The organism is Pseudomonas sp. EggHat1, assembly GCF_014892995.1.
GTDB classification, from domain to species: domain Bacteria; phylum Pseudomonadota; class Gammaproteobacteria; order Pseudomonadales; family Pseudomonadaceae; genus Aquipseudomonas; species Aquipseudomonas chaetocerotis.
In genome coordinates this window covers 822879-848531 of sequence record NZ_JACKQK010000001.1, presented here as the reverse complement: position 1 = coordinate 848531, position 25653 = coordinate 822879, and the positions used below count along the sequence as shown (strand labels likewise).

Genomic DNA, 25653 nt, shown 5'->3' with positions numbered 1-25653 from the left:
GGGCGAAGGTATGCAGTCAGCGGGCGTTTGGGCATTGCGCCCGGTGGCCGATATGTCGCAAGCCGATTTTCACGACTGGCAGACGCTGCTCGAAGCGCGTACCGGTGTGGTGATCAGCGAGCAGCGGCGCGCTTTTTTGCAGACCAACCTGAGTGCGCGCATGCGCGAACTGGGCGTCACGGATTACGCCAGCTATTACCGTCAGGTCACCGATGGCCCGCGTGGCGCGGTGGAGTGGTCGACCCTGCTGGATCGTCTGACCGTGCAGGAAACCCGCTTCTTCCGTCACCTGCCTTCCTTCGAGGTGCTCTCGCAGTATCTGCAGGAGCGTCTGGCGGCTGGCCTGGGCAAGCCCTGGGAATTGTGGAGCGTGGGTTGCTCCAGTGGTGAGGAGCCTTATTCGCTGGCGATTCAGGCTGCGGAGGTTCTTCAAGGCAGCGAGTTGCCCGAGCATTTCGCGGTGACCGGTACGGATATCAGCCAGGGCGCACTGGGCAAGGCACGCGAGGCGTGCTACTCGGCGCGACGCCTGGAGCAGGTGAATGACGAGCTGCGCGAGCGCTATTTTCTCGCCCAGGCCGATGGACGCTTCAAGGTGGTACCGAGCCTGGCGGCACGTGTGTGCTGCGCCAAGCTCAATGTGTTGGAACTGGCCAAGGCGCCGATGTCCGGCATGGATGTGATTTTCTGTCAGAACTTGCTGATCTATTTCCGCCGCTGGCGTCGCCGCGACATCCTCAATCGCCTGGCCGAAAGCCTGGCGCCGGGTGGCCTGCTGGTCGTGGGTGTGGGCGAGGTAGCCGGTTGGCAGCACCCGCAACTGGTGCCGGTGGCCGACGAGCGAGTTCTGGCGTTTACCCGCAAGGGATAAGGCCAAGTTTATGAGTGGAGTGGCTATGGGTGATCGGCATGATTATGTCGCCCTGGAGTGGGTCAAAGGCGAGATCGGGGAAACCCTGAAGCAGGCGCGGCAAGCCCTGGAGGCGTTCGTCGAGAACCCGCAGGACCCTACGCGCATGCGCTTCTGCCTGACCTACGTGCACCAGGTTCACGGCACCTTGCAGATGGTCGAGTTCTACGGCGCTGCTCTGCTTGCCGAGGAAATGGAACAGTTGGCCAAGGCGCTGATGGAAGGTCGCGTGGCCAACCAAGGCGAAGCCCTGGAAGTGCTGATGCAGGCCATCCTGCAACTGCCGGTGTACCTCGACCGTATCCAGACCGCTCGCCGCGACCTGCCCATGGTCGTGCTGCCGCTGCTCAACGATCTGCGTGCCGCCCGTGGCGAAAAGCTGCTGTCGGAAACCAGCCTGTTCTCCCCGGACATGTCCGCGCGTCTGCCGGCGCTACCGTCCGATAGCCTGGCGCGGCTGCGTACTGCCGAGCTTCCGGTGCTGCTGCGCAAACTGCGGCAGATGCTGCAAATGGCCCTTGTCGGCGTGATCCGCAATCAGGATCTGGCGACCAATCTCGGTTACATGGCACGTGTTTTCGCCCGTCTGGAAACGCTGTGCAAGGACGCCCCGCTGGGCGGCCTGTGGCAGATCGCTTCCGGCATGGTCGAAGGTCTGGCCAACGGCAGCGTGGTCAACGGTACCTCGGTGCGCACCTTGCTGCGTCAGGTCGACAAGGAGCTCAAGCGCCTGGTCGAGCAGGGGGCCGATGGTATCAATCAGCCCGCTGCCGATGAGCTGACCAAGAACCTGTTGTTCTACGTGGCCAAGGCGCCGGCGCAATCGCCGCGTATTCGCGCGCTGAAGGAGCAGTATCGTCTCGACGAAGCGCTGCCCGACACCGAAGTGGTGGATGAGGAGCGTGCCCGTCTGGCCGGTCCTGACCGCGATGCCATGCGTTCTGTGGTGGCTGCTCTCTGCGAAGAGTTGGTGCGGGTCAAGGACAGCCTGGACCTGTTCGTGCGCAGTGATCGCAGTCAACCCAGTGAGCTGGACGCCCTGCTGGCGCCGCTCAAGCAAATCGCCGATACCCTCGCAGTGCTCGGTTTCGGCCAGCCGCGCAAGGTCATTCTCGACCAGATCGACGTCATTCACGGCCTGTCCCTCGGCCAGCGCGAGCCCAACGATGCTGTGCTGATGGATGTGGCTGGCGCGTTGCTCTACGTCGAGGCGACACTGGCCGGAATGGTCGGGCCGAGCGATGACAGCAAGAACGAGCAGAGCCACCTGCCCACCACCGATGTGGCGCAGATTCATCAGGTGGTCATCAAAGAGGCGCGCAACGGTCTGGAGCAGGCAAAGGACGCGATCATCGAGTTCATCGCCTCGCAGTGGAATCACGAGCACCTGGCGCGTGTGCCAGGTCTGCTGACCCAGGTTCGTGGCGGCCTGGCGATGATTCCGCTGCAGCGCGCCGCTGATCTGCTCAATGCTTGCAACCGCTACATTCAGGAGCAGTTGCTGGCACGCAAGGCCGTGCCCAACTGGCAGAGCCTGGACACCCTGGCTGATGCCATCACCAGCGTCGAGTATTACCTCGAGCGTCTGGCCGAGGACCATGGCACGCAGGGCGACCTGATTCTCGACGTCGCCGAGGAAAGCCTGGACGCACTGGGTTATCCGCTCAAGGAAAAGCCGTCGATTCTCGACCGCGTCGAACCGCTGGAGGAAAGCCTGGCGCCGCTGGCCGACCCGCTGCAGGAAATCGAACTGCTGGGCGCCGAGGACGAACAGCTCGAGGAGCCCCTCTCCGAGGTCGAGCCGCTGACCTTCGATTCGCTCGATGTACCTGAAGAAGCCGTTGCCGAGCTGGGACTGGCGGACGTCGAGCCTGACTTGCCGACAGTGAGCGAGAGCGCCGAGACCTTCACCTTCGAGCTGGGCGAGCTCGAAGAGCTGCCCGCTGCGCAGAATGAAGAGATCATTGCTGCGCCATTGTTCGACGCCCAAGACGAGCCGGCGTTGGAACTCGAAGAATTGAGCCTGGAGCAACTGGCCGAAGCTAACCAGTGGGACGAGCTGGAACTGGCCGACCTGGAGCTGCCGGAAGTCGAGCTGCCCAGCGCGCCGCACATCCAGGTCGAGGAGCCAGTGGCAGAGAAGCCGCTGTCGATGGCTGACGTGATGGCCGCGCCGGTACAGGCTATCAATCCGCCTGCCGCCGATGTACCTCCGAGCCTGTTGCCGCCGCCTGCCGATGAAGAGCCGGTGGATGAAGAGTTGCTGGAAGTCTTTATCGAAGAAGTCGGTGAGGTGCTGGAAACCATCGGCGAATACCTGCCGCAGTGGCAGGCCGATACCGAGAACAAGGACGCGCTGATCGAAGTGCGTCGGGCCTTCCATACCCTCAAGGGCAGCGGTCGCATGGTTCGCGCGCTGATCATTGGCGAACTGGGCTGGTCCATCGAGAATTTGCTCAACCGCGTGCTGGACCGCAGCATCGAACCGAGTGCACCGGTGCAGCAGGTGGTGCTCGACGTAGTGGCTCTGATGCCGGCGTTGGTCGACGAATTCGCCGCCAAGGCTCAGCGTCAGCGCGACGATGTCGATCTGCTGGCGGCCACCGCGCATGCCCTGGCCAAGGGGCTGACGCCCCCAAAATCTGACGCCCCGGCCACCCAGCAGGTAGCCGAGCCCGCGGGCGTTGACGACGCTACCGAGGTCGTCGAGCAGGTCGAGTCGCTCACCGACCAACCGCTCGATGGCGAGTCTCTCGACGGCGAGCCCCTCAATGGTGAGCCCCTCGACCCCCAGTTGCTGGAAATCTTCCGTAACGAGGCGGAAACCCATCTGGATACTCTGGTGGGCTTTCTCGCCGATTGCGCGCAGGAGCTGCCGCAGCCAGTCACCGACGACCTGCAGCGCGCCCTGCATACCCTCAAAGGCAGTGCCTATATGGCCGGCATCCTGCCGGTGGCGGAAATCGCTGCGCCGCTGGAGAAGCTGGTCAAGGAGTTCAAGACCAACCTGATCCAGGTGGATCTGGCGGCTGCCGAGTTGTTGAGTAGCGCCGAGGGCGTGTTCCGTATCGGTCTCGATAACCTCGAGAGTCAGCCTCTTGCACCTATTCCTGGCGCCGAGGCATTCCTTGCCCGCGTCCAGGCGCTGCATCAGGAGCATCTCGCAAACGCCGAAGGCGAGCGGATGGCTCAGAGCGGCGAAAGCCGCGATCCACAGATGATCAGCATCTTCCTCGCCGAGGGTATGGACATCTTGCTGGATGCCGAGGACCTGCTGCGTAAATGGCGCGAGCATCCGTCCGAGCGTCAGGAGCTGTCTGCGCTGCTGGAAGAGCTGACCACCCTCGGTCGTGGCGCTGAAATGGCCGAGCTGCCGCAGATCGACGAACTCTGCGAAGCCCTGCTGGATCTCTATGGCGCTGTCGAGGAAGGCAGCCTGGCCGTCAGCGAACGCTTCTTCGACGAGGCGGAAAAGGCCCACGAAGTGCTGATCGGCATGATGGATCAGGTCGCTGCTGCCTTGCAGGTCAGCCCGCAACCCGAGCGCGTACAGGCGCTGCGTGACCTGCTGAGCGAAGCCATCGATCCGCATACCCTGGCCTTGCTGGCGCCTGGCGCCGAGGGGCTGGAAATCATCGAGCTGGACCAGGCCACTGCCGAGCTGGAGCAAGCCGAGGCAGATCCGCTGCAGTGGCAAGAGTCGCCCGTCGAGCCGGAAGTCGTCGAGGCCGCTGGTCTGGAGCAGCAGACCGAGGCCGAGCTGGGTTTCACCCCTGTCGACTCCGACCTCGATGAAGAAATGGTCGAGATCTTTCTCGAAGAGGCTGTGGATATTCTCGACAGCGCCGGTCAGGCGCTGGAACGTTGGCTCGGTGAGCCTGACAACACCATGCCGTTGTCGTCGCTGCAGCGCGATCTGCACACCCTCAAGGGCGGTGCACGCATGGCCGCGATTCGCCCGATTGGTGATCTTGGCCACGAACTGGAGTCGCTCTACGAGGGTTTGGTCGACCGCCGTTACAACTATTCGCCGGCGCTGGGCAACCTGCTGCAGCAAAGCCATGATCGCCTGGCACAGATGCTCGATCAGTTGCAGGCCCGCCAGCCGCTGGTTTCTGGTGACGATCTGATTCAGGCAATTCGTCAGTTCCGCCAGGGCGGTACGCCGCAGAGCCTGTCGGCCGCTGTCGCTCAGGTTGAACCGGCGCTGGACGACGATCTCGTCGAGCCGATCGAAGCGCTGGATCCGGATAGCGTCGAGCTACCACCTCTGGCACTGGTCGAAGACGAAATCGTGCTCGACGAAGCGCCACAGGCAGAGCCTGAGGCAGAGTTGCCGCTGATCGACGAAGTCGAGCTGGTATTGCCCGAAGACGAACTGCCAGCTCAGGCTGAGGCTATTGTCGAGCCAGAGCCACAAGGCGCGACGCTGGCCAACTGGCATGAAGAGCGCGATCCCGAATTGGTGGAAATCTTCCTCGAGGAAGGTTTCGATATCATCGACAGTGCTGGCGCTGCTCTGCAGCGTTGGATGGGCGATGTCGACAACAGCCTGGAGCTGGAAGCCCTGCAGCGTGACCTGCACACCCTCAAGGGTGGTGCGCGCATGGCCGAAATTCGCGAGATCGGCGATCTGGCCCACGAGCTGGAGTTCCTTTACGAAGGTCTCGGTGGCGGTCGCCTGCGAGCCAGCCAGGAGTTGTTCACTCTGCTGCAGGCCTGCCACGACCGCCTGGCCGAGATGCTCGAAGCTGTGCGTGGTAAACGAGCGGTGCCGCAGGGCCATGCCCTGATCGAGACGATCAAGCGCTTTCGCGCCAATCCTGACGAGCAGCTGAGCATCCCGTCGGCGGTCCAGCTCAGGGCCGTGGTCGAGAGCGACGAAGCCGAAGAGGCTGACAGTGACATCCTCGATATCTTCCTCGAAGAAGGCGATGACCTGCTCGAAGCGATGGAGGCAGCGATTGGGCGTTGGGAAGAACAACCTGATGATGGCCGCGCCATCGACGAAATGTTGCGCACGCTGCACACCCTCAAGGGCGGCGCTCGCCTGGCTGGGCAGAAGCGCCTGGGCGATCTGAGCCACGACCTGGAGCAGCACCTCAGCGAGGCGCTGCAGCAGGGTGCACCCTGGCCGGAGAGTCTGCTGCTCGACGTGCAGTCCGGTTTCGAAGGGCTGCAGAATGAGCTCGATGTGCTGCGCCAGCGCCTCAGCGCCAGCCTCGGCGATGAGCCGGTGGTGGCCGAGGCTGAGCCAGCGGCAGCGCCTGTGAGCAATCTGCTCAACCCGATCATCGCTGCCAGTGACGTGCCGAGCCAGTTGCAGGCGCCGAAGGTGTTGCCGTTCGTCCAGCGTGCGCAGGAGGCAGCGCTGGAGGCGGCATCCCGTCGCGCGCCACAGGAGCTGGTCAAGGTGCCAGCCGAGCTGCTCGAGGGTCTGGTCAACCTGGCCGGTGAAACATCGATCTTCCGTGGCCGTGTCGAGCAGCAGGTGAGCGATGTCGGCTTCACCCTGAGCGAGATGGAAGCGACCATCGACCGCGTGCGTGACCAACTGCGCCGTCTCGATACCGAGACCCAGGCGCAGATCCTCAGTCGCTATCAGGCCGAGGCCGAGCGCGCCGGCTATGAAGATTTCGACCCACTGGAGATGGACCGCCACTCGCAGCTGCAGCAGCTGTCCCGTGCGTTGTTCGAGTCTGCCTCCGACTTGCTCGATCTGAAGGAAACCCTGGCGGCGAAGAACCGCGACGCCGAGACCCTGCTGTTGCAACAGGCGCGGGTCAACACCGAGCTGCAGGAAGGTCTGATGCGCACCCGCATGGTGCCGTTCGATCGTCTGGTACCGCGTCTGCGCCGCATCGTGCGTCAGGTGGCGGGTGAGCTGGGCAAGCAGGTGGAATTCGTCGTCGGCAACGCCGAGGGGGAAATGGACCGTACCGTGCTCGAGCGCATTGTCGCGCCTCTGGAGCATATGCTGCGTAACGCCGTCGATCACGGCATCGAGCCTACTGCCGTGCGCCGCGATGTCGGCAAGCCGGAAACCGGCACCATTCGTCTCAATCTCGGTCGTGAGGGCGGCGACATCGTTCTTACCCTGGACGATGACGGCGGTGGTATTCGCCTGGAGGCCGTGCGGCGCAAGGCTATCGAGCGCGGGCTGATGGACGCCGACAGCGATCTGAGTGATCACGAAATCCTGCAGTTCATTCTCGAGGCGGGTTTTTCCACTGCCGAGAAGGTCACGCAGATTTCCGGTCGTGGCGTCGGCATGGACGTGGTGCACTCCGAGGTCAAGCAGCTTGGCGGCTCGATGAGCATCGACTCGACGCTGGGTCAGGGTACGCGCTTCACCATTCGCCTGCCGTTCACCGTGTCGGTCAACCGAGCACTGATGGTGTACTCCGGCGAAGACCTCTACGCCATCCCGCTGAACACCATCGAAGGTATCGTGCGGGTCTCGCCGTTCGAGCTGGAGGCCTACTACGCGCCGGATGCACCGCGCTTCGAGTACGCCGGACAGGCCTACGAACTGAAGTACCTGGGCGATCTGCTGAACAACGGTCAGCAGCCCAAACTGGTGGGCCAGAGCCTGCCGCTGCCGGTGATTCTGGTGCGTTCCAGCGAGCACGCCGTGGCGGTGCAGGTAGACAGCCTGGCCGGTTCGCGCGAGATCGTGGTCAAGAGTCTCGGCCCGCAGTTCGCCGGGGTGCACGGGATCTCCGGTGCGACGATCCTCGGTGACGGTCGCGTGGTGGTGATTCTCGATCTGCTGGCGACCATTCGTGTGTTGCATGCACATCTGCAGAATCAGCTGATGCCGCGCCTGGCTTCGCGTCAGGCTGCGGCCAATGAAGAGGTCGAGGCCGACCGGCCGCCGCTGGTCATGGTGGTGGACGACTCGGTCACCGTGCGCAAGGTCACCAGCCGTCTGCTTGAGCGTAATGGCATGAACGTGGTCACCGCCAAGGATGGGGTCGATGCCATCGCCCAGCTGCAGGATCACAAGCCTGACATCATGCTGCTGGACATCGAGATGCCGCGCATGGACGGCTTCGAGGTGGCCACGCTGGTGCGTCACGACGAGCGCCTCAAGGATCTGCCGATCATCATGATCACGTCGCGTACCGGTGAGAAGCACCGCGAGCGTGCCATGTCCATCGGCGTCAATCAGTATCTCGGCAAGCCCTATCAGGAGTCCTTGCTGCTCGACACCATCGCTCAGTTAGTGGATAGCCATCGGGTCAAACGGACATGACAGACAAAACCTCCGCGCGTATCGCAGTAATCGCCGACACCTCACTGCAGCGTCATGTGTTACAGCAGGCATTGGCAGGTGGTGGTTATCAGGTGGTGCTCAACAGCGACCCGGCGCGGCTCGACGAGGAGCAACTGGCAGCCTGCGAGACCGACCTGTGGTTGGTGGATCTGGCCCAGTCGGAGGATTCTCCGCTTGTCGACAGCCTGCTCGAGCGCGTCAGCGCCCCGGTGTTGTTCGGCGAGGGACATGCCCCCGAGCGCCATTCGGAGAACTACCCGCGTTGGGAGCGCAGCCTGTTTGGCAAGCTCAAGCGCCTGGTCGGTGATCCGACCCAGGCAGTCGGACCGAGTTTGCAGGCACTGCTCGACGAAGCACAGCGTCCGGCGCGTCTGGAGCTGCCGCAATCACTGGCCAACACGCCGCTGAAAGCTGGCGAGCCGGCCCGTCAGGTATGGCTGCTGGCTGCCTCGCTGGGTGGTCCGGCGGCGGTCAAGGCATTTCTCGATGCCCTGCCGGGTGGCCTGCCCATCGGGTTCATCTACGCCCAGCATATCGACGCCAGCTTCGAGGCCGCGCTGCCACAGGCGGTCGGCCGGCACAGCCAGTGGCATGTCAATCCGGCGCGCCAGGGCGACCCGGTGCGTTGCGGTGAAGTGGTGGTGGTGCCGATCAGCAACGAGCTGGGCTTTGCCGAAGACGGTGCGATGCAGATCGCCGAACGCGGCTGGCCGGAGCCCTACAGTCCTTCCATCGATCAGATGATGCTCAACCTGGCGCAGCAGTTCGGCGCCGAGTGCGGCGTGATCGCGTTCAGCGGCATGGGCAGCGATGGCAGCGCCGCCGCCGCCTACGTCAAACGCCAGGGTGGCGCGATCTGGACTCAGCGCGCAGACAGTTGCGCCAGTCCGAGCATGCCCGACAGCCTGCGCGAGGGGGGTTACAGCAGCTTCAGCGCCGATCCGCGTGAGCTCGCCGTGGCCCTGGTCAATCACCTCGCCGAACATTGCAGTTGAGGACGTTTCAATGAGCCAAGCCGTCGCCACCCAGAACAGCGCCGCCAGTCTTACCGGCTTGCTGGTGCCTCTGGCCGACCGCACCCTGTTGCTGCCCAACGTGGCGGTGGCGGAGCTGATTCCCTATCGCGCGCCGCAGGTCACTGAGGGCACTCCCGACTGGTTTCTCGGCCAGATCGCCTGGCGTGATCTGCGCTTGCCGCTGCTCTCCTTCGAGGCTGCCAGCGGCGGCCAGGCGCATGTCGCCAGTGGTGCCCGCGTTGCGGTGATCAACGCCCTGGGCGGTCGCCCCAAGGTCAAGTTCATCGCGCTGCTGGTGCAGGGTATTCCGCGCTCGCTGAAGGTCGGTAGCGAGCTGCAAGGCGCCGATGTCGAGCTGGCGCCCCTGGAACTGGGTGCAGCTCGCGTCGGTGAGGAGGTGGTGCGTATTCCTGATCTGGCCGCACTGGAGCAACTGCTCGCCGATGCTGGCCTGATCTGAACCCACCCGGCGCGATCACGTCGCCCATGAAAAAGCCCCGGCACTGGCCGGGGCTTTTTCGTTACTGCTGTGCGGCTATCAGCGCTGCGGTTGCTGCGCCTCGCCCTTCTCGGTAGTCAGGTTCTCTTCCGAGGTGCTGGTGCCCCAGTAGTCGGCATTCTTGATGCCGAGCTTTTCCGGGTGGAAGACCGGGTCCTTGCCCTCGTCCAACTGCTGCTCGTAGTCCTTCAGGCACTTGTAGGCGACCTTGTGCATGAGCAGGATGGCGATGATGTTCAGCCAGGCCATCAGGCCGACGCCGAGATCACCGAGATCCCAGGCGAAGGTGGCAGTGTGCACGGTGCCGTACACGGTAGCCGCGATGATGCCGAACTTCAGCAGCAGGGTGAGGATGGGGCGCTTCACCTTGCGGTTGATGTAGGCAATGTTGGTTTCGGCGATGTAGTAGTACGCCAGGATGGTGGTGAAGGCGAAGAAGAACAGGGCGATGGCAACGAAGGCGTTGCCGAAGCCGGGCATCATGTTCTCCATCGCGGTCTGCACGTAGCCCGGACCTGCGGCTACGCCAGCGATACCGGTGAACAGCGCGCTGCCATCCGGGGCCTGCACGTTGTACTGACCGGTGATCAGCAGCATGAAGGCGGTGGCGGAGCAGACGAACAGGGTGTCGATGTAAACCGAGAAGCCCTGAACCAGACCCTGCTTGGCCGGATGGCTGACAGCGGCGGCCGACGAGGCGTGCGGCCCAGTGCCCTGGCCAGCTTCGTTGGAGTAGACACCGCGCTTTACGCCCCACTGGATGGCCATACCGACGATGGCGCCGAAACCGGCCTCGAGGCCGAATGCGCTCTTGAAGATCAGTGCGATGACTTCCGGCAGCTTCTCGATGTTCAGCAGGATGATGACCATCGCCACCAGGATGTAGCCCAGCGCCATGAACGGTACGACCACCTGGGTGAAGTGGGCGATACGCTTGACGCCGCCGAAGATGATCAGACCGATCAGCACGGCCAGTACAGCGGCGGTGACGTTCGGGTCGATACCGAAGGCGGTGTTGACGCTGGAGGCGATGGAGTTGGCCTGTACACCCGGCAGCAGCAGGCCGCAGGCGAACACGGTAACGATGGCGAACAGCCAGGCGTACCACTTCAGACCCAGGCCGCGCTCGATGTAGAAGGCCGGGCCGCCGCGGTATTCACCGTTGAGCTTTTCCTTGTACACCTGGCCGAGGGTGGACTCGACGAATGCCGAGCTGGCACCCAGGAAGGCTACCATCCACATCCAGAACACGGCACCCGGACCACCGAAGGTGATGGCGGTAGCCACACCAGCAATGTTGCCGGTACCGACGCGACCGGCGAGGGTCATGGTCAGGGCCTGGAAGGAGGTGATGCCATGCTCATCGGTCTTGCCGGTGAACATCAGGCGAATCATTTCTTTGAAGTGGCGGACCTGGAGAAAGCGGCCGCGCAGGGAGAAGTAGAGACCAACGCCAAGACATAGATAGATCAGCGCCGGGCTCCAGACCAGACCGTTTAGGGTCGAGACCAGTTCGTTCATGCAATGCTCCTGGGCATGCGGCCGCCTTTTGGGCGGGGCCGAAGCCCGTTGTTTGTTATTGGAAGAGGGACGGCGCTGCGGGGCGCCGGCCTCGGCCGCGCGCGGATTGCTGGTGAGCGGGTCGCGCGAGCGGCGCGCAGAGCATGACAAAGACTGTCAGTCTTGCAATCTCTTGAGGTCACATTTTGTTACGCCAAGGCGACATTTTACGCCTGGAGGTCGCCCCAGAGCTGTTGGGCGACGCTCAGCGCCACCACGGGAGCCGTTTCCGTGCGTAGAACGCGGGGGCCGAGGCGGGCTGCATGGAAGCCAGAGACTTTAGCCTGATCCACTTCGGCATCGCTCAAACCGCCTTCCGGACCGATCAGAAAGGCCAGGCTGTTCGGTTTTTCGTGGCTTTGCAGGGGCGCTGCGACAGGGTGCAGCACCAGCTTCAGGTCCGCTTCGGTTCTTTGCAGCCAGGCGGCCAGTTCCAGCGGCGGGTTGATCACCGGCAGCACCGAGCGGCCGCATTGTTCGCAGGCACTGATCGCCACCTGGCGCCAATGTGCCATGCGCTTGTCGGTGCGTTCGTCCTTCAGGCGCACCTCGCAGCGAGCCGAGATGATCGGGGTGATCTCGTTAGCGCCCAGTTCGGTGGCTTTCTGGATGGCCCAGTCCATGCGTTCGCCGCGCGACAGGCCTTGGCCGAGATGAATGCGCAGAGGGGATTCGCTGAGTCCGGCGATGGCTTCGCGCAGTTCGACGCGTACGCTTTTCTTGCCCACTTCGATCAGCTCGCCGAGGTATTCCTGGCCACTGCCGTCGAACAACTGCACAGCGTCACCCGCCGCGTGGCGCAGCACGCGGCCGATGTAATGGGCCTGCGCCTCGGGCAGGTCGTGTTGGCCGAGGGAGAGTGGGGCATCGATGAAGAAACGGGATAGGCGCATAAAGACAGCTACAGGCGGCAAGTTCGAAGCGGCGAGTTTAAAGCGCTGGTGCGCGCAGCGCACCCTACGGAAAAGCGCTGCCCTTGCCGTAGGGTGCGCCGTGCGCACCGGGTTTCGCTATTGGCTCACTCAACCTGGATCGCGATGATCGGGAAAACGGTTATCCACCGCCACGCTGACTGATTCGCGTGTGGCGATATCGATGCCTTCGCTGGCCACATCGGCGAGGAAATCGATCTCCTCGGGTGTGATGACGTAGGGCGGCAAGAAATACACCACGCTACCCAATGGGCGCAGCAGCGCACCCCGCTCCAGTGCGTGCTGGTAGACGCGCAGCCCACGCCGCTCCTGCCAGGGGTAGGCTGTTTTGCTGGCTTTGTCCTGCACCATCTCGATGGCCAGGGCCATGCCGGTCTGGCGCACTTCAGCAACATGCGGGTGCTCGGCCAGGTGCGCGGTAGCACTGGCCATGCGCGCAGCAAGGGCCTTGTTGCGCTCGATCACATTGTCATCACGGAAGATGTCCAGGGTCGCCAGCGCGGCGGCGCAGGCCAGCGGGTTACCGGTGTAGGTGTGCGAGTGAAGGAAGGCGCGCAGGGTGGCGTAGTCGTCGTAGAACGCGCTGTAGACCTCATCGGTGGTCAGTACCGCGGCCATCGGCAGGTAACCACCGGTCAGTGCCTTGGACAGCACCAGGAAATCCGGGGTGATGCCGGCCTGCTCGCAGGCGAACATCGTGCCGGTGCGGCCGAAGCCGACGGCAATCTCGTCGTGAATCAGATGCACGCCGTAGCGGTTGCAGGCCTCGCGCAGCAGCTTGAGGTAGACCGGGTGATACATGCGCATACCGCCAGCGCCCTGGATCAGCGGCTCGACGATCACTGCTGCGACCTCATGATGATGCTCGGCCAGCGTCCGTTCCATATGGGCGAACATGGCGCGTGAGTGCGCCTCCCAGCTCACGCCCTCGGCGCGCAGGTAGCAGTCTGGGCTGGGCACCTTGAGGGTGTCCAGCAGCAGGGGTTTATAGGTGTCGGTGAACAGCGACACGTCGCCCACCGACATCGCTGCGACCGTTTCACCGTGGTAGCTGTTGCTCAGGGTGACGAAGCGCTTCTTGCTCGCCTGGCCGCTGTTGAGCCAGTAGTGGAAGCTCATTTTCAGCGCCACTTCGATGCCCGATGAACCGTTGTCGGCGTAAAACACCTTGTTCAGGCCGGCCGGGGTGATCTGCACCAGGCGTTCGGACAGCTCGATGACCGGTTGGTGGGTGAAGCCGGCGAGCATCACGTGCTCGAGACTGTCCAGCTGATCGCGAATGCGCGCATTGATGCGCGGGTTGGCGTGGCCGAACACGTTGACCCACCAGGAGCTGACAGCGTCCAGGTAGCGCTTGCCGTCGAAGTCCTCCAGCCATACACCAGAGGCCTTGCGAATCGCCACCAGCGGTAGGCGCTCGTGATCCTTCATCTGGGTGCAGGGGTGCCACAACACGTCGAGGTCGCGTTGCATCCAGTGGTCGTTCAGGCTCATGAGGAATCTCCCAGTGTTCGGCGGCACAGCCTACCAGAAGCCACCACTGAGACGTGGTCGTTGCCGCTGGTCTGGTGCAATGCACCGTCCGTACAGCTGCTTATGAACTCTGCAATGGACGCGTTGAACTAAACTGACTGGCTTAAAGATAGTCGGCATGAAATATCGCATTTCTCGATGTTTCATAACGATATTTTCCGCTTTAAATCGATATATTTGTCGTTAATCTTGCCCGCACCCAGGACTAGGGAAGTCTTCTATGCAATTTCGCAATACCTCTGCTCGTTATGGTCTGGTCAGCGTCGTGCTGCACTGGCTGGTGGCCTTGGTCGTGTTCGGTCTTTTCGCCCTCGGTTTCTGGATGGTGGGGCTCAGCTACTACGACCCATGGCGCCAGAGTGCGCCTGATCTGCACAAGAGCATCGGCATCCTGCTGTTTGCCATGATGTTGCTGCGTGTTCTGTGGCGCCTGCTCAATCCTGCGCCGGCAGCCCTGGCCAGCCATGGCCGGCTCACGCGCCTGGCTTCCAAGCTGGGTCATGGCGTCCTCTATCTCGGTCTTTTCGGTGTGATGATTTCCGGCTACCTGATTTCCACCGCCGATGGCCGTGGTATCGAGGTGTTTGGTTTGTTCAGTGTGCCGGCGACCCTGACGGGTATCGCGCAACAGGAAGACATTGCTGGGGCGATTCACGAATACCTGGCCTGGGGGCTGGTGATTTTCGCCGGTCTGCATGGCCTGGCAGCACTCAAGCACCATTTCATCGACCGCGACAGCACCCTGCTGCGGATGTTCGGGCGCTGAAGCAATTCATAACCGGGCTCATGCCCATCTAGATCGACAACCTCGCAAGGAGAACACCCCATGTTGAAGAATGCCCTCGCTGCACTGGTTCTGGGCTCCGCTCTTATCGGCGGCCAGGCCGTGGCGGCTGATTACGCCATCGACAAGCAAGGCCAGCACGCCTTCGTCAACTTCAAGATCAGCCACCTGGGCTACAGCTGGCTGTACGGCACCTTCAAGGACTTCGACGGCACGTTCAGCTTCGATGCCGCCAACCCCGAGGCGAGCAAGGTCAACGTGACCCTGAAGACCGCCAGCGTCGACACCAATCACGCCGAGCGTGACAAGCACATCCGCAGTGCCGACTTCCTCAATGCGAGCAAGCACGCTACTGCCACCTTCGAATCCACTTCGGTCAAGTCCACTGGCGAAGGCACTGCTGACGTGACCGGCAACCTGACCCTGAACGGCGTGACCAAGCCGGTGGTGATCGCTGCCAAGTTCATTGGCGAAGGCAAGGACCCGTGGGGCGGCTACCGCGCAGGCTTCGAAGGCACCACCACCCTGACGCTGAAGGACTTCGACATTTCCATGGATCTCGGCCCGGCTTCGCAAACCGTCGAGCTGATCATTTCGGTCGAAGGTGTTCGTCAGTAATAAAAGGGGCGAGGCGGGTCATCGGTGCGCACGGCGCACCCTACGCAACGGACACGCCAGCGCACCATGAAAAACGCCGCCCAATGGGCGGCGTTTTCGTTAGCGCGGCAGCTTACTCTTCGCGGTTACGCGTCAGCAGCGCCGGTTTCTCGCTGCGTGGACGAGTGCTGTTGCTCAGCTCGTCGAGCTGCTCAGCGCTGGGGAAACGATCCAGGCGCGAGCCCTTGTGCACGATGATTGGCTGCTTTTCGCGCGGGTTGCGCACGGCGGCTTCGGCGCGTGGCAGCTCGTCGCGATCCAGCGAGGTGATACGACCGTCCGCCGCTCGGCCACGACCGCCGCCGTTACGGCCTTGGCCGCCCTGGCCACCTTGACGGCGATTCTTGCCGGGGGTGCCTGGGTTGCTGCCCGCATTGCTGCGCGGCTGCCTGTTGTTGCTGTTGGCTTTCTGGCCCTGGCCTGGAGCCGCGCCATTACCAGCAGTCCCGCCGCCTGGGCGACGGCCGCGGCCTTGCGGCTTGTTCTGCACCGGTACGTAATCGGCACGGTTGCCGAAATTATCGATTTCGTCGTCGAGGAACTCTTCCGGATCGCGATCCGGAGGCAACGGTGGAACAGCTGGAGCTGCGCCACGACTCTGGTTGCGAGGCTGCTGACCACGGCGATTCTGGCCCTGGCCTTGCTGCTGCGGCTTGGCTTTCTGATCCTTGCCGCTGTCCTTGCCCTTGTCTCTGCGACCACCGTTGTTGCGCTCGCCCTTGGGCTTGTCGCCGCCCTGGGCGTTCTGCGCCTTGGCCGGCTTCTGCCCGCGCGGCTGGCGCGGTTCGCGGGTTTCCGGGCGCTCGGCCTCGACGGTGCTGGCATCGAAGCCCAGCAGGTCGCCGTCGGGGATCTTCTGCTTGGTCATGCGTTCGATGCCCTTGAGCAGCTTCTCTTCGTCCGGCGCGACCAGCGAGATGGCCTCTCCGCTACGGCCAGCACGGCCAGTACGGCCGATGCGGTGGACGTAGTCTTCCTCGACGTTGGGCAGCTCGAAGTTGACCACGTGCGGCAGTTGGTCGATATCCAGGCCGCGTGCGGCGATATCGGTGGCCACCAGGATGCGTACCTGGTTGGCCTTGAAATCGGCCAGGGCCTTGGTGCGTGCGTTCTGGCTCTTGTTGCCATGGATCGCGACAGCCGGCAGACCGTGCTTGTCGAGGTACTCGGCCAGACGGTTGGCGCCGTGCTTGGTGCGGGTGAACACCAGCACCTGTTCCCAGGCACCCTGGGTGATCAGGTGGGCGAGCAGGGCCCGCTTGTGGCTGGAGGCCAGGCGGAACACGCGCTGTTCGATGCGCTCGACCGTGGTGTTTGGCGGCGTGACCTCGATGCGCTCGGGGTTGTGCAGCAGCTTGCCAGCGAGGTCGGTGATGTCCTTGGAGAAGGTCGCCGAGAACAGCAGGTTCTGGCGCTGTGTCGGCAACTTGGCCAACACCTTCTTGACGTCGTGGATGAAGCCCATGTCGAGCATGCGGTCGGCTTCATCGAGTACGAGGATTTCGACGTGAGACAGGTCGATGGCTTTCTGATTGGCCAGGTCGAGCAGGCGACCGGGGCAGGCCACCAGTACGTCGACGCCCTTGGCCAGGGCCTGGACCTGCGGGTTCATACCAACGCCGCCGAAAATGCAGGCGCTGACGAATTTCAAGTCGCGGGCATAGACCTTGAAGCTGTCATGCACCTGGGCGGCCAGTTCGCGAGTGGGTGTCAGCACCAGCACGCGCGGTTGTTTCGGGCCGTGACGTTGTTCGCGATCCGGATGACCGCCCGGAAACAGGCGTTCGAGGATCGGCAGGGCGAAACCGCCCGTCTTACCTGTACCCGTCTGGGCCGCCACCATGAGATCGCGACCTTGCAACACGGCGGGAATGGCCCGCTGTTGCACCGGAGTGGGTTGGGTGTAGCCGGCGGATTCGACCGCACGGACTAGAGCCTCGGAGAGACCGAGGGAGGCAAAGGACATGAGCAATCCTGTACTAAGTGAGGGCGTGGCCCTGGGGGTATAGAGCCTGGCTTGAATCACACGTGGGGCGAGTGATCCCGTCCGGTACTGCTGGCTTCTGGGAGCTAGCATCCGGGCGCAAGCCTGGCGGCAAGTCCCGAGTATAACAGAGCTGAGGCCTTGCGCAGCTACCAGCCTGTCGGTTGGTTCACGGCTTGAGTCGTTCAGGGTTGGCGTAGCGCTCCTGCAGTTGGGCATAGGCAGGCTCGCGCTTGAAGCGGCGCAGCTCGTCAGCGAAGTCTTTGGCCAGGTGTGCCAGGGCAGGGTCGTGGCGCAGTGCGAGGTACATGCGGTCATGGCCGACTGCCTTGCGGTTGTAGTCGACCTGCGGTTGCAAGCCCAGCTGAGTGGTCAGATAGAGGCCGGCGCGACGGTCGTTGATGACCAGATCGACGCGATGGCGGATCAGCTTGCCCAGATTGGCCTCGTGAGTCGGAGCCTCTTCGCGACTGAACAAGGGCGAGTTGCGGAAGGTTTCGTCGTTGTACCAGTAGCCCGGCGAGATGCCGATCACCAGGTCACGCAAGTCTTCCAGACTCTCATAGGGGTAGGGGCGGTTACGTGCGTAGAACAGCACGAGTTCGACATCACTCAGCGGCTCTTCGACGAAGAGCATGCTCGCCTCGCGCTCGGGCAGATGGAAAATATCCAGGATGCCGTCTGCATGGCCCAGTTCCAGCTCCAGCAGACAGCGCTTCCAGGGCAGAAATTGCAGGTCCAGTTTTACCCCCAGGCGCTGTAGCACCTCGCGGGTGATCTCGTAGTCGAGGCCTGCGGCCTGACCGTTTTCCTCGTAGACGTAGGGCGCCCAGGCATCAGTGACCAGGCGCAGCGTTTCACCGCGGGCGGAGAAAGCGCAACAGCATAGCAAGAGGGTGGCGATAATCTGGCGCTGGAATAATGGCATCGCGCCAGATTATCGATTTTGCCGGTGCCTTGAAAGTGCGTCTTGCGCAGCCTCAGTCGACTACCCGATAGCAGGGCTCATAGGCACTGCCACCCGGCAGCTTCATGCGGTGCTGCTCGACGAAGGCCTGCAGCAGGCGATCCAGCGGGCGCATGATGGTGGTTTCTCCGCGAATCTCGTAGGGGCCGTGCTCCTCGATCAGGCGGATGCCGTTCTCCTTGACGTTGCCCGCGACGATGCCGGAGAACGCACGACGCAGGTTGGCGGCCAGGTGATGCAGCGGTTGTTCACGGGTCAGGTTGAGGCTGGCCATGGCTTCGTGGCTCGGCTCGAACGGGTGCTGGAAGCTTTCGTCGATCTTCAGCAACCAGTTGAAGTGGAATGCGTCGTTTCGCTCGCGGCGGAACTGGCGCACGGCCTTGATGCCGACGGCCATCTCACGGGCGACCTCGGTCGGGTCGTTGACGATCATGCGATAGCGCTGCTGCGCGGCCTCGCCGAGGGTCGCCCCGATGAAATCATGCAGCTGCTGCAGGTACGGGCCGGCGCTCTTCGGGCCGGTAAGGATGACCGGGAAGGGCAGATCCTGGTTGTCCGGGTGGGTGAGGATGCCCAGCAGGTAGAGGAACTCTTCGGCAGTACCGGCGCCGCCGGGGAAGATGATGATGCCGTGGCCGACGCGGACGAAGGCTTCCAGGCGCTTCTCGATGTCCGGCAGGATCACCAGTTCGTTGACGATCGGATTCGGCGCTTCGGCAGCGATGATGCCGGGCTCGGTCAGGCCCAGATAGCGGCCTTTGAGGTTGCGTTGCTTGGCGTGGCTGATGGTGGCGCCCTTCATCGGCCCCTTCATCACGCCCGGGCCGCAGCCGGTGCAGATGTCCAGGCCGCGCAGACCGAGTTCGTGACCGACCTTCTTGGTGTACTTGTATTCCTCGGTGCTGATCGAGTGGCCGCCCCAGCACACCACCATCTTCGGTTCGACGCCGCTGCGCAGGGTCTGGGCGTTGCGCAACAGATGGAAGACGTAATCGGTGATGCCTTCGGAGCTGTCCAGGTCGATGCGCTTGTTCTCCAGCTCACTTTGCGTGTAGACGATGTCGCGCAGGGCGCTGAACAGCATCTCGCGGGTGCTGGCAATCATCTCACCATCGACGAAGGCGTCAGCCGGAGCGTTGATCAACTCCAGGCGGATGCCGCGATCCTGCTGGTGAATCTTCACTTCGAAGTCCGGGTAGGCCTCGAGGATGGTCTTGGCGTTGTCGCTGTGCGAGCCGGTATTGAGGATCGCCAGTGCGCACTGGCGGAACAGGCGATAAACGCTGCCGGAGCCGGTTTCGCGCAGTTGCTGTACTTCGCGCTGCGAGAGGGTTTCCAGGCTGCCCTTGGGGCTGACTGAGGCGTTGATCTTGGTGCGTTTGAGCATGAGGGGCGATCCTTCGGCGGCAAGGCGGGAGGGTGAAGCGAGCAGGCTGCCCAAGATGGGCAGCCTGTGAGTAAGCAGCCTGTTAACGCGGCAGCTTGAGATTGTTCCAGATGGCCAGGCTGGGGCCAGCCAGGTTCATGCTGTAGAAGTGCAGGCCGGGCGCGCCGCCTTGCAGCAGGCGTTCGCACATCTCGCTGATGACCTGTTCGCCGAAGACGCGAATGCTGTCGGCGTCGTCACCGTAGGCTTCCAGTTGCTTGCGTACCCAGCGTGGGATTTCTGCGCCACAGGCGTCGGAGAAGCGCGCCAGCTTGCTGTAGTTGGTGATCGGCATGATGCCCGGCACCACCGGAATATCCACGCCCAGTTTCTGTACGCGCTCGACGAAGTAGAAGTAGCTGTCGGCGTTGAAGAAGTACTGGGTGATGGCGCTGTCGGCACCGGCCTTGGCCTTGCGCACGAAGTTGGCGATATCGTCCTCGAAGTTGCGCGCCTGCGGATGCATCTCCGGGTAGGCGGCGATTTCGATATGGAAGTGATCACCAGTTTCGGTACGAATGAACTCGACCAGCTCATTGGCGTAGCGCAGCTCGCCGCTGGCCATGCCCATGCCGGATGGCAGGTCACCACGCAGGGCAACGATGCGCTTGATGCCGGCATTCTTGTACAGATTCAGCAGCTCGCGCAGTTCGGCCTTGCTGTCACCCACGCAGGACAGGTGCGGGGCGGTGGGCACCTTGATCTCGCCATCGAGCTGCAGCACGGTGTTGAGGGTGCGGTCGCGTGTCGAGCCGCCGGCGCCGTAAGTGCAAGAGAAGAAATCGGGTTTGTAGGTCGCCAGCTGGCGCGCCACGTCCATCAGTTTTTCATGCCCGGCTTCGGTCTTGGTAGGGAAGAACTCGAAGCTGTAGCGGCGTTCTTGGCTCATAGGGTTTCTAGCCTTGGAGACGTAGGGTGGATGGCGTTCTTCCATCCACCTTGCGGGAAGTCGGCGGTGGATAAGCCAGGGGCTTACCCACCCTACGCATTAGTAACGGTAAGCGTCCGGCTTGAACGGGCCTTCCACGGTCACGCCGATGTACTCGGCCTGCTGCTTGGTCAGTTGGGTGACCACGCCGCCGAAGCCCTTGACCATTTCCAGCGCCACTTCTTCGTCGAGCTTCTTCGGCAGTACTTCTACGGTCAGACGCTCGGCCTTCTTCTCGGCGGAGAGGTCGGCGAACTTCTGCTCGAACAGGAAGATCTGCGCCAGCACCTGGTTGGCGAACGAACCGTCCATGATCCGGCTCGGGTGGCCAGTGGCGTTGCCCAGGTTCACCAGGCGGCCTTCGGCCAGCAGGATCAGGTAGTCGTCGTTGGTCGGATCGAAGGTACCGGCACCGGTGCGGTGGATCTTGTGCACCTGCGGCTTGACCTCTTCCCACGCCCAGTTCTTGCGCATGAAGGCGGTGTCGATTTCGTTGTCGAAGTGGCCGATGTTGCACACCACGGCGCGCTTTTTCAGGGCCTTGAGCATGCCGGCATCACAGACGTTGACGTTACCGGTGGTGGTGACGATCAGGTCGATCTTGCCCAGCAGCGCAGCATCGACGCTCGCCTCGGTGCCGTCATTGATGCCGTTCTTGTACGGCGAGACCAGCTCGAAGCCGTCCATGCAGGCCTGCATGGCGCAGATCGGGTCGATTTCGCTGACCTTGACGATCATGCCTTCCTGACGCAGCGACTGCGCCGAGCCCTTGCCCACGTCGCCGTAGCCGATGACCAGCGCCTGCTTGCCCGACAGCAGGTGGTCGGTGCCGCGCTTGATGGCGTCGTTGAGGCTGTGGCGGCAGCCGTACTTGTTGTCGTTCTTGCTCTTGGTCACGGCGTCGTTGACGTTGATCGCCGGGACTTTCAGGGTGCCGGCCTTGAGCATGTCGAGCAGGCGGTGCACACCAGTGGTGGTCTCTTCGGTGACGCCGTGGATGCGCTCGAGCATCTGTGGGTATTTCTTGTGCAGGATCTCGGTCAGGTCACCGCCGTCGTCCAGTACCATGTTGGCGTCCCACGGCTTGCCGTCCTTGAGGATGGTCTGCTCGATGCACCACTCGTACTCTTCTTCGGTCTCGCCCTTCCAGGCGAACACCGGGATGCCGGCAGCGGCGATGGCGGCAGCGGCCTGATCCTGGGTGGAGAAGATGTTGCACGATGACCAGCGTACTTCGGCGCCCAGGGCGGTCAGCGTCTCGATCAGCACGCCGGTCTGGATGGTCATGTGAATGCAGCCGAGGATCTTCGCGCCTTTCAGCGGCTGGCTGGCGGCGTACTTGCGGCGCAGGCCCATCAGTGCCGGCATCTCCGATTCAGCGATGATCAGCTCTTTGCGGCCCCAATCGGCCAGGGAAATATCGGCGACTTTGAAATCGTTAAAAGCAGCGCTCATGAAAGCTCTCCATTCGTTGTCTGCGAATGGGCGCCGTTGATGCGTATGGTTAACGCCCCATCCGAGCCTGACAAACCGGTGTCGACCGGCCTGCTGCAGCGCCCCTCGGACAGGTGGCGGGAGCGACCGGAGCTGTGCCGGTCGTTTGAAGCTGGCGGATTATAGCTGCGTGCGGCGTGCAGCCCAAGGCTTTCCGTCGCTCCGTCGGCATCGCCAGTGTTAGCCTTGGCATGTCTAGTCGTAACGGATCGGCCATGGCCAACCACAAAATCGAAATTCGCCGTCGCAACGTCAAGAAGATTCTCCTGGCCGCCGAAAAGGTCTTCGCCGAGAAGGGCTACGGCGGTACTGCCATGGCCGATATTGCCGAACTGGCCGAATTGCCGCGCTCGAACCTGCACTATTACTTCAGCACCAAGGACGAGCTGTATCGCGCCGTGCTGCTCGATCTGCTCGAGGTCTGGAAACAGGATGCCCAGTGCTTCGAGGTGTTCGATGACCCGCGGGTGGTGCTGAGCAGCTACATTCGCGCCAAGATGAACCACTCGCGCAGTCGGCCGCATGGCTCGAAAGTCTGGGCCAACGAGATCATTCATGGTGCGCCGGTGCTCGGCGTCACTCTCGACGAGGGCCTGTACGACTGGGCGAAGATGAAAGAGGCGAAGATCCGTAAGTGGGTCGAGGACAAGCGCATCCTAGCCGTCGAGCCGTCGGCCTTGCTCTACATGATCTGGGCTTCGACCCAGCACTATGCCGATTTCAGTCATCAGGTGAGCGTGCTCAACGAGCACCAGGCGCTGTCCGAGCCGCAATTCGAGCGAGCGGTGCAGACTGTGACCAGTGTGATCTTGCGTGGGATCGGGCTGGAGCCGTAATCGCAGTCGCTGCTTGTCGCTGCTTGTCGCGGCTAAAGCCCCTCCCACGGTCTTTGTCTTTGCTCACCCCATCGGCTAAAGCATTGCGTCGCTCGGCCCCTCCCACAAGAGCACTACTATCCCGTGCGAGGGGCTTTAGCCGCGAACTGTTTTAGCCGCGAGCTATTTTCAACTGGCCACGCGGTACGGATTGCGCGGGTCGTGGTTCCAGTCGAGGAAGGGTTTGCCGCTGTCCTGGGGCGCCATCTCGATGCAGTTTTCCACCGGACAGGTGATCTGGCACAGGTTGCAGCCCACGCATTCCGCGTCGATCACCTCGTATTTATGCGTGCCGTCGTCCTGGGTCAGGCTGGCGATGGCCTGGTGTGAGGTGTCTTCGCAGGCGATATGGCAGCGGCCGCAACCGATGCAGGCGTCCTGGTCGATCCTGGCGATCACCTGATAGTTGATATCCAGGTACTTCCAGTCGGTGGTGTTGCCCACCGCGCGCCCGGAGAAATCCTGCAGACTGGCGTAGCCCTGGCTGTCCATCCAGCGCGACAGGCCGTCTTTCATCTCCTCGACGATGCGAAAGCCATGCAGCATGGCTGCCGTACACACCTGCACCGCGCCGCAACCCAGCGCCACGAACTCCGCCGCGTCGCGCCAGCTACCAATACCACCGATACCGCAGATCGGCAGGCCACGGGTTTCCGGATCGCGGGCGATCTCGGCAACCATGTTCAATGCAATGGGTTTGACCGCTGAACCGCAGTAGCCGCCGTGGGTGCTCTGCGTGCCGACGATGGGGAGAGCGATCATGCGCTCCAGGTCGATGCTGGTGATCGAGTTGATGGTGTTGATCAGCGACACCGCATCGGCGCCGCCGCGATGGGCAGCGCGCGCCGAGGTGCGAATGTCGGTGATGTTCGGCGTCAGTTTGACGATCACCGGCAGCGAGCTGTACGTCTTGCACCAGCGGGTGACCATCTCCACGTACTCCGGCACCTGGCCGACCGCCGCGCCCATGCCGCGCTCAGGCATGCCGTGGGGGCAGCCGAAGTTCAGTTCGATGCCGTCGCAGCCCGTGGCTTCCACCAATGGCAGGATGGCTTTCCAGGACTCTTCGACGCAGGGCACCATCAAGGAAACGATCAGCGCGCGGTCCGGCCAGTCTTTCTTTACCTGGGTGATTTCGCGCAGGTTGATTTCCAACGAGCGGTCGGTGATCAGTTCGATATTGTTGATGCCCTGCACCTGGCGGTTCGGGCCGAAGTGCGCCGAGTAGCGCGACGACACGTTGACCGCGGCCGGGTCTTCGCCGAGGGTCTTCCACACCACGCCGCCCCAGCCGGCCTCGAAGGCGCGGACCACGTTGTAGGCCTTGTCGGTGGGCGGCGCGCTGGCCAGCCAGAACGGATTGGGTGCCTTGATACCGGCGAATTCGATGGATAGATCGGCCATTTATGCGGCCTCCACATTGAGCAGCAGATGAGAGTGGATGGCCTCGGCGGCCAGCTTGCCGTGTTGCACGGCCTGAACGGTGAGGTCCTGGCCGAGGGCGGTGCAGTCGCCGCCGGCATACACGCCAGGCACGCTGGTTTGCAGCTGGGCGTCGACCCAGATGCGTTCGCCCTCGCGCTTCAGCTCGCGGGCCAGCGGGTCGCCCAGGGCTGAACCGTCAAACGCCTGGCCGATGGCGCTGAAGATGGCGTCGGCGGCCAGCTCGAAGGTCTGCCCGGTGCTCTGCAACCGGCCGTTCTCCACGCGGGTGCGGGCGAAGCGCATGCCGCGTACCTGGCCTTGCTCATTGAGCAGCACGGCGTCCGGTTGCGCCCAGGTCAGCAGGCGCACCTGATTGGCCTTGGCGATGTCCTGCTCATGCTCGGTGGCACCCATTTCCTCGAAGCCGCGGCGATAGACCAGGTTGACGTCGCGCGCGCCGAGCTTGCTCATCTGCACGGCCATGTCGATGGCGGTATTACCGGCACCGAGGACGATGCAGCGCTCGGCCACGGGCAACTGGGTCGGGTCGTCGCTCTGACGCAGTTCACGAATGTAGTCGGTGGCGGCGAGCAGGCCTGGCGCCTCTTCGCCGGGCAGGCCAAGGCGCTTGCTGGCGGCCAGGCCGATGCCGAGAAATACCGCGTCGAACTGCTGGTGCAGCTCGCTGAGGCTGAGGTCGTCGCCCAGTTTGTGACCGTGGCGGATCTCGATACCGCCGATCTGCAGGAGAAACTCCACTTCGCGCTGGGCGAAGTCGTCAACCAGCTTGTACTTGGCGATGCCGTATTCGTTGAGGCCGCCGGCTTTCTCGCGGGCCTCGAAGATCACCACCTCATGGCCGTGCATGGCCAGGCGATGGGCGCAGGACAAGCCCGCCGGCCCCGCGCCGACCACGGCAATGCGTTTGCCGCTGGCCGGGGCGCGCTGGAATGGGTGCTCAGTGAACTGCGCATTATCGATGGCGTAGCGCTGCAACAAGCCGATCAGCACTGGCGCGCATTCCTCGGTGTTGTTACGCACGCAGGCCTGCTGGCAAAGGATTTCAGTGGGGCAGACGCGGGCGCAGCTGCCGCCGAGGATATTGGCCGAGAGAATCTTCTCGGCCGCGCCCTGAACGTTCTCGTGGCTGATATTGCGGATGAACGAGGGGATGTCGATCTCGCTGGGGCAGGCGTTGACGCACGGCGCGTCGTAGCAATACAGGCAGCGCGCACTTTCCAAGGCGGCCTGGCGAGCGGTGAGCGGCGGGGCCAGATCGCTGAAACGATCGGCCAGTTCGGCGGCGCCGGCATCCGGTCGCGGCAAATGGCTGAGGGTGTCTATCACGGTTATTGCCTCACGGTTTTGTGGCTTTTATTGGGCA

Annotated in this window: 17 protein-coding genes and 1 riboswitch; of the genes, 7 read left to right on the top strand and 10 right to left on the bottom strand. The window is 63.0% G+C overall.

All coding sequences use genetic code 11. The features are described from left to right. Positions 1-10: 10 nt before the first annotated feature. The 4 genes from INS93_RS03830 to INS93_RS03815 are packed head-to-tail and all read left to right on the top strand — an operon-like array spanning position 11 to position 9665. Positions 11-871 (top strand): protein-glutamate O-methyltransferase, encoded by an 861-nt coding sequence (locus INS93_RS03830; protein WP_160018992.1) that lies wholly within the window; start codon positions 11-13, stop codon positions 869-871. Between the two features lie 25 nt (positions 872-896). Further along, entirely contained in the window at positions 897-8168 is a 7272-nt protein-coding gene (locus INS93_RS03825) for an Hpt domain-containing protein (RefSeq protein WP_192980358.1), read from the top strand. Continuing rightward, on the top strand, positions 8165-9184 hold the full coding sequence (locus tag INS93_RS03820; protein ID WP_160018994.1) for a chemotaxis protein CheB: 1020 nt from the start codon (positions 8165-8167) through the stop codon (positions 9182-9184). Before INS93_RS03825 ends, INS93_RS03820 begins: the two co-directional genes overlap by 4 nt. A gap of 10 nt (positions 9185-9194) precedes the next feature. Beyond that, on the top strand, positions 9195-9665 hold the full coding sequence (locus INS93_RS03815; protein WP_075744938.1) for a chemotaxis protein CheW: 471 nt from the start codon (positions 9195-9197) through the stop codon (positions 9663-9665). Between the two features lie 78 nt (positions 9666-9743). Here the strand turns inward: INS93_RS03815 and INS93_RS03810 are convergent, their stop codons facing one another. The 3 genes from INS93_RS03810 to INS93_RS03800 all read right to left on the bottom strand — a co-directional run bounded on the left by INS93_RS03810 (position 9744) and on the right by INS93_RS03800 (position 13690). Continuing rightward, complete coding sequence (locus tag INS93_RS03810; protein WP_192980357.1) at positions 9744-11225, bottom strand: alanine/glycine:cation symporter family protein; 1482 nt, start codon at positions 11223-11225, stop codon at positions 9744-9746. 206 nt (positions 11226-11431) lie between these two features. Further along, on the bottom strand, positions 11432-12157 hold the full coding sequence (locus tag INS93_RS03805) for a 16S rRNA (uracil(1498)-N(3))-methyltransferase (RefSeq protein WP_192980356.1): 726 nt from the start codon (positions 12155-12157) through the stop codon (positions 11432-11434). A 129-nt stretch (positions 12158-12286) separates the two neighbouring features. Further along, complete coding sequence (locus INS93_RS03800) at positions 12287-13690, bottom strand: adenosylmethionine--8-amino-7-oxononanoate transaminase (protein ID WP_192980355.1); 1404 nt, start codon at positions 13688-13690, stop codon at positions 12287-12289. Between the two features lie 259 nt (positions 13691-13949). On the opposite strand from INS93_RS03800, the gene INS93_RS03795 reads away from it, so the two are divergent. Together INS93_RS03795 and INS93_RS03790 are read left to right on the top strand one after the other, a co-directional pair. Continuing rightward, positions 13950-14495 (top strand): cytochrome b, encoded by a 546-nt coding sequence (locus INS93_RS03795; RefSeq protein WP_192980354.1) that lies wholly within the window; start codon positions 13950-13952, stop codon positions 14493-14495. A gap of 60 nt (positions 14496-14555) precedes the next feature. Then, a complete protein-coding gene (locus INS93_RS03790) occupies positions 14556-15131 on the top strand; it encodes a YceI family protein (RefSeq protein ID WP_090336017.1) in 576 nt (191 codons plus the stop codon). 112 nt (positions 15132-15243) lie between these two features. Here INS93_RS03790 and INS93_RS03785 read toward each other — a convergent pair whose 3' ends face one another. The 5 genes from INS93_RS03785 to ahcY form a co-directional block, all read right to left on the bottom strand. After that, entirely contained in the window at positions 15244-17136 is a 1893-nt protein-coding gene (locus tag INS93_RS03785) for a DEAD/DEAH box helicase (RefSeq protein WP_192980353.1), read from the bottom strand. A 187-nt stretch (positions 17137-17323) separates the two neighbouring features. Next, positions 17324-18082: a substrate-binding periplasmic protein gene (locus tag INS93_RS03780; protein ID WP_192980352.1), complete on the bottom strand. Its 759-nt coding sequence runs from the start codon at positions 18080-18082 to the stop codon at positions 17324-17326. Positions 18083-18134: 52 nt separating this feature from the next. Continuing rightward, the gene (gene ppnN / locus INS93_RS03775; protein WP_192980351.1) at positions 18135-19508 is read right to left on the bottom strand and encodes a nucleotide 5'-monophosphate nucleosidase PpnN; all 1374 of its coding nucleotides are present in this window, start codon (positions 19506-19508) and stop codon (positions 18135-18137) included. An 82-nt stretch (positions 19509-19590) separates the two neighbouring features. Further along, positions 19591-20436 carry a methylenetetrahydrofolate reductase [NAD(P)H] gene (gene metF / locus INS93_RS03770; RefSeq protein ID WP_160019003.1) on the bottom strand — a complete coding sequence of 282 codons (846 nt, stop codon included), beginning with the start codon at positions 20434-20436 and terminating at the stop codon, positions 19591-19593. Positions 20437-20535: 99 nt separating this feature from the next. Further along, positions 20536-21930 carry an adenosylhomocysteinase gene (ahcY, locus tag INS93_RS03765; RefSeq protein WP_074855199.1) on the bottom strand — a complete coding sequence of 465 codons (1395 nt, stop codon included), beginning with the start codon at positions 21928-21930 and terminating at the stop codon, positions 20536-20538. Between the two features lie 21 nt (positions 21931-21951). After that, positions 21952-22043: riboswitch (S-adenosyl-L-homocysteine riboswitch) on the bottom strand. Between the two features lie 141 nt (positions 22044-22184). Here ahcY and INS93_RS03760 point away from each other — a divergent pair. After that, positions 22185-22805 carry a TetR/AcrR family transcriptional regulator gene (locus INS93_RS03760; protein WP_160019005.1) on the top strand — a complete coding sequence of 207 codons (621 nt, stop codon included), beginning with the start codon at positions 22185-22187 and terminating at the stop codon, positions 22803-22805. Positions 22806-22973: 168 nt separating this feature from the next. Here INS93_RS03760 and preA read toward each other — a convergent pair whose 3' ends face one another. Next, the gene (preA, locus tag INS93_RS03755) at positions 22974-24248 is read right to left on the bottom strand and encodes an NAD-dependent dihydropyrimidine dehydrogenase subunit PreA (RefSeq protein ID WP_192980350.1); all 1275 of its coding nucleotides are present in this window, start codon (positions 24246-24248) and stop codon (positions 22974-22976) included. Next, the gene (locus INS93_RS03750) at positions 24249-25616 is read right to left on the bottom strand and encodes an NAD(P)-dependent oxidoreductase (protein WP_192980349.1); all 1368 of its coding nucleotides are present in this window, start codon (positions 25614-25616) and stop codon (positions 24249-24251) included. Between the last annotated feature and the right edge of the window lie 37 nt (positions 25617-25653).

Bases quoted from the DNA above. Each gene is read 5' to 3' on its own strand.
- INS93_RS03800 (WP_192980355.1), bottom strand. From the start codon at position 13,690: ATGAGCCTGAACGACCACTGGATGCAACGCGACCTCGACGTGTTGTGG.
- INS93_RS03825 (WP_192980358.1), top strand. From the start codon at position 897: ATGGGTGATCGGCATGATTATGTCGCCCTGGAGTGGGTCAAAGGCGAG.
- INS93_RS03795 (WP_192980354.1), top strand. From the start codon at position 13,950: ATGCAATTTCGCAATACCTCTGCTCGTTATGGTCTGGTCAGCGTCGTG.
- INS93_RS03815 (WP_075744938.1), top strand. From the start codon at position 9,195: ATGAGCCAAGCCGTCGCCACCCAGAACAGCGCCGCCAGTCTTACCGGC.
- INS93_RS03785 (WP_192980353.1), bottom strand. From the start codon at position 17,136: ATGTCCTTTGCCTCCCTCGGTCTCTCCGAGGCTCTAGTCCGTGCGGTC.
- INS93_RS03830 (WP_160018992.1), top strand. From the start codon at position 11: ATGCAGTCAGCGGGCGTTTGGGCATTGCGCCCGGTGGCCGATATGTCG.
- INS93_RS03810 (WP_192980357.1), bottom strand. From the start codon at position 11,225: ATGAACGAACTGGTCTCGACCCTAAACGGTCTGGTCTGGAGCCCGGCG.
- ppnN (WP_192980351.1), bottom strand. From the start codon at position 19,508: ATGCTCAAACGCACCAAGATCAACGCCTCAGTCAGCCCCAAGGGCAGC.
- INS93_RS03820 (WP_160018994.1), top strand. From the start codon at position 8,165: ATGACAGACAAAACCTCCGCGCGTATCGCAGTAATCGCCGACACCTCA.
- INS93_RS03780 (WP_192980352.1), bottom strand. From the start codon at position 18,082: ATGCCATTATTCCAGCGCCAGATTATCGCCACCCTCTTGCTATGCTGT.
- metF (WP_160019003.1), bottom strand. From the start codon at position 20,436: ATGAGCCAAGAACGCCGCTACAGCTTCGAGTTCTTCCCTACCAAGACC.
- INS93_RS03805 (WP_192980356.1), bottom strand. From the start codon at position 12,157: ATGCGCCTATCCCGTTTCTTCATCGATGCCCCACTCTCCCTCGGCCAA.
- INS93_RS03760 (WP_160019005.1), top strand. From the start codon at position 22,185: ATGGCCAACCACAAAATCGAAATTCGCCGTCGCAACGTCAAGAAGATT.
- ahcY (WP_074855199.1), bottom strand. From the start codon at position 21,930: ATGAGCGCTGCTTTTAACGATTTCAAAGTCGCCGATATTTCCCTGGCC.
- preA (WP_192980350.1), bottom strand. From the start codon at position 24,248: ATGGCCGATCTATCCATCGAATTCGCCGGTATCAAGGCACCCAATCCG.
- INS93_RS03790 (WP_090336017.1), top strand. From the start codon at position 14,556: ATGTTGAAGAATGCCCTCGCTGCACTGGTTCTGGGCTCCGCTCTTATC.